This is a genomic window from Atribacterota bacterium, from assembly GCA_028703475.1.
Classification (GTDB): Bacteria; Atribacterota; Phoenicimicrobiia; order Phoenicimicrobiales; family Stramentimicrobiaceae; genus JAQVMU01.
In genome coordinates this window covers 1-2,957 of the sequence record JAQVMU010000127.1, presented here as the reverse complement: position 1 = coordinate 2,957, position 2,957 = coordinate 1, and the positions used below count along the sequence as shown (strand labels likewise).

The following is a 2,957-nucleotide window of genomic DNA, read 5'->3' as shown; positions in this document are numbered from 1 at the left end:
TAAATCAAAAAATGAAAACAACAGTAGTCTTTACAACTCATGACCTGTCACAGGCATATCGCCTGGCAGATGAGATAATATCCTTACTTGACGGGAAAATTGTACCTCATGTACCGGAAAATATTTTCAAGGGGAGAATTGTCGATAAAGAAGGAAATCAGTATTTTGAAATTGCAGATAATTTACGATTTTCGATTGTGACCAAAAAAAATGGACTGTCATATATTTATATTGATCCCAGGGATATTATCATATCACGTGAACAGTTTTATTCCAGTGCCAGAAATTCTTTTAAAGGTAAAATTGTTAAAATTTCTGAACAAAATCGCTTGATTAGATTAATTGTAGATATCGGAGTCCAGCTTGCTTGTGTTATTACAAAAGAATCCTTTCGGGAAATGAATCTTAATATAGAAAGCATGGTTTGCTTGACCTTTAAAGCATCTGCTGTAAAATGTTATTAAAGGGGCGATTGTAAGAATTGTTCCCGGGAATAATATTAAATTATTTGTATTAATTTTTCTTATTTATTCGATAGAGTTCTTTCCATAATAATTCCAATAATAACAATAATTGTAAAAGTTAATACAAATCTAAGCAAAGTGAAGGCCACACCGAGAAACTTTATCTCTACCAATAACTGTGGAATTTTCAGGGCAGCCCATGAACCAAGAAAAATAACCATATTGGAAATACTGGCACCTTTTTTTATTAATGTTGCAGTCATAGGGAATGCAACATACAATGGACCGGTTGGAAGTGTGCCCATTAAAAAAGAAATCAATATACCCTTTAATCCGGAGCTGGAACCCAGCCACTGCTGGATTTTATCTTTTGGAATCCAGACTTCTAACAAACCCATTAGAATAAAGACCGGAGGGATAATAAAGACCATTTCTTTCGCATAATCAACAGCAACTGAAAAAGATTTTGCTGCAGTATCAGGAAGCCAAAAAATTAACCCGATATAAATCAATATTATAACGATAACTGCCTTGAACTTTTTAATAATATTCATTATAAGAATACCCCCATTATGGCAGCAATAAATAGAGCCCCTAAAAAACTAAGGCCATTACGCATCAATGTGAAATTTTTCCCAAGGGATTTAATTTCCATGGGAGCAGTTATTGTACCAACCATTACCAGGGAGGTAATGAAAGCAGAAATAGTCATAATAGTTGCACCGGAACGTAATAAAGAACCAGCCAGCGGAAAGGCGATCAATGACGGGATTAAGGTAATTGCACCCAGGATTGCAGCAACCCCTGTAGCTAAAAATCCTGCCTCCTCTCCTATTAATCTTTCTATGGTTTCCGGAGTTAAAATACCTAAGATTAAACCCACAATTCCCAGTAGCATAAACAAGCTTGGTGCTGTTTTCAGAAATCCTTTTGTTGCGATTTTAAAGGCTTTAAATGTCTTTTGTTTATTTTTCCAGAAGGAAAATACCAAACAAATTGCCAATATACTATAAATAGTAATAATAGTAACCATAATTTTTATTACCTCTCAGTCCCCCTGGTTTTAATCTGTATTCCCATTAATCTTGCCCCTGTGTTGCTTTTCATAGACAGTAGAGCCGGTTCAGTAATAAAAACTTGATTTTCTTTTAAAGATGCCTCCTGCCCGTTTTTGCTTAATGACACCTTTCCTTTAACAACATAGAAGATTACAAAACAATCCATTTGGCAATCCGGAATTCTTTCCCCGGCTTTCAGGTTAATAATTCTGGTTTTGAAAAGTTCATTTTCAAAGAATACATTCTTTCCTCGTTGTTTGTAGCTCTCGGAATTTATATTCATTAAATCAAATATATTAATCATAATTTTCTCCTTACTTTCCTGTTGTTTTTTCATAATGATTAATTAATCTGCTTATCCGGTCCCTTCTTCTTTTAAGTACCTCAATCCAATTTGCAAGATTTATTTTTCCCGCTTCAGTAATCTGGTAAACTCTTTTCTTTGGGCCTTGCTTTCCTTCTTCCCAGCAGGATGTAACCAGTGAATCTTTTTCCATCTTTCTTAAGGTGCGATAAAGGGAACCCATATTTAGTTCTTCTTTAGAAAAACCAAAATCGTTCAATTGTTCTGCCAGGGTATAGCCATGACTGGTTTCTTGGTCTAACAGCAAGAGCAGGCATATTTCCATAAACCTTTCCATATGATGCCTTGTACCATGACAAAACAATGTTAATTTTTCTTTCATTGAATTATTCCTATTTATCTGTAGTTAATATATATGCAATATGCACATAGTATAGTAGATTCTATAGTAATCGATATTGTAACAATTGTCAAAGAAATTATTACCTAAAATATTCATTTGTATATGCTAAATTTTGTATTAGACTAAAAGAGAGGGAATTGATAAGGAGAATAGCAAATATTCTGGGAACACAGTCCTATTACATCCATTACAAAAAGGGAGAAGAGTTAACCCTTCTCCCTTTTTGTAAATTATATTTATTAACAAAGTACTTACAAATTACCAGCGGTTTCCACGAATACCCATATTTACTGCTGATTGCTGGTTAAATCCTGGGTTAAAACCCTTGTTCATACTGGATTTCCCCATATTACCCATATTAAATCCTTGCATTTGGAATCCTGCAGCACAGTTCTCCAATTGTTCAGGAGTTAGTAATTCTTTGAATTTAGTCTGTCTTTCAATAGCCTTCATTCTAACTTCTACCTGTAATTTAGATATTTCTTCTAATTTTGTTCTAATCTGTTCCATATTTATCGGGTCTTCCAGCTTTAATTCTCTCATCTCCAGTTGTTTCAACTGAATTTGATTTCTAAGCTCTAAAGTTTCTTTCTGAAAACTTAGCATCATTTCTCTCATCTCAGCTTGCTGTTCTGCTGATAGCTCCAGGTTAAACATTCCCCTGGGTGTATCATCATTCTGAACAGGTGGAGTAAAGTTTTGTCCTGCAGGTCCCTGTCTTTGGCCAG

General features: G+C 34.5%; 6 protein-coding genes. 1 reads left to right on the top strand and 5 read right to left on the bottom strand.

The window, feature by feature from the left end; all coding sequences use genetic code 11:
- Positions 1-464, top strand: a 464-nt coding sequence (locus tag PHQ99_08490; protein ID MDD4289609.1) for a TOBE domain-containing protein, incomplete at its 5' end; no start/stop codon positions are given.
- Positions 465-523: 59 nt separating this feature from the next.
- On the opposite strand, the gene PHQ99_08485 is transcribed toward PHQ99_08490, so the two are convergent.
- The 5 genes from PHQ99_08485 to PHQ99_08465 form a co-directional block, all read right to left on the bottom strand.
- Positions 524-1,018: a permease gene (locus tag PHQ99_08485; GenBank protein ID MDD4289608.1), complete on the bottom strand. Its 495-nt coding sequence runs from the start codon at positions 1,016-1,018 to the stop codon at positions 524-526.
- Positions 1,018-1,497, bottom strand: coding sequence for a permease (locus tag PHQ99_08480; protein MDD4289607.1), 480 nt, complete (start codon positions 1,495-1,497; stop codon positions 1,018-1,020). The genes PHQ99_08485 and PHQ99_08480 overlap by 1 nt, the downstream gene beginning before the upstream one ends.
- Positions 1,498-1,505: 8 nt before the next feature.
- Positions 1,506-1,826: a hypothetical protein gene (locus PHQ99_08475; GenBank protein MDD4289606.1), complete on the bottom strand. Its 321-nt coding sequence runs from the start codon at positions 1,824-1,826 to the stop codon at positions 1,506-1,508.
- A 10-nt stretch (positions 1,827-1,836) separates the two neighbouring features.
- A complete protein-coding gene (locus PHQ99_08470) occupies positions 1,837-2,208 on the bottom strand; it encodes a helix-turn-helix transcriptional regulator (GenBank protein MDD4289605.1) in 372 nt (123 codons plus the stop codon).
- 279 nt (positions 2,209-2,487) lie between these two features.
- A partial coding sequence (locus tag PHQ99_08465; GenBank protein MDD4289604.1) for a periplasmic heavy metal sensor occupies positions 2,488-2,957 on the bottom strand: 470 nt, incomplete at its 5' end.

Excerpts from the sequence above, each read along its gene's own strand:
- PHQ99_08485 (MDD4289608.1), bottom strand. The coding sequence starts at position 1,018 with ATGAATATTATTAAAAAGTTCAAGGCAGTTATCGTTATAATATTGATT.
- PHQ99_08480 (MDD4289607.1), bottom strand. The coding sequence starts at position 1,497 with ATGGTTACTATTATTACTATTTATAGTATATTGGCAATTTGTTTGGTA.
- PHQ99_08475 (MDD4289606.1), bottom strand. The coding sequence starts at position 1,826 with ATGATTAATATATTTGATTTAATGAATATAAATTCCGAGAGCTACAAA.
- PHQ99_08470 (MDD4289605.1), bottom strand. The coding sequence starts at position 2,208 with ATGAAAGAAAAATTAACATTGTTTTGTCATGGTACAAGGCATCATATG.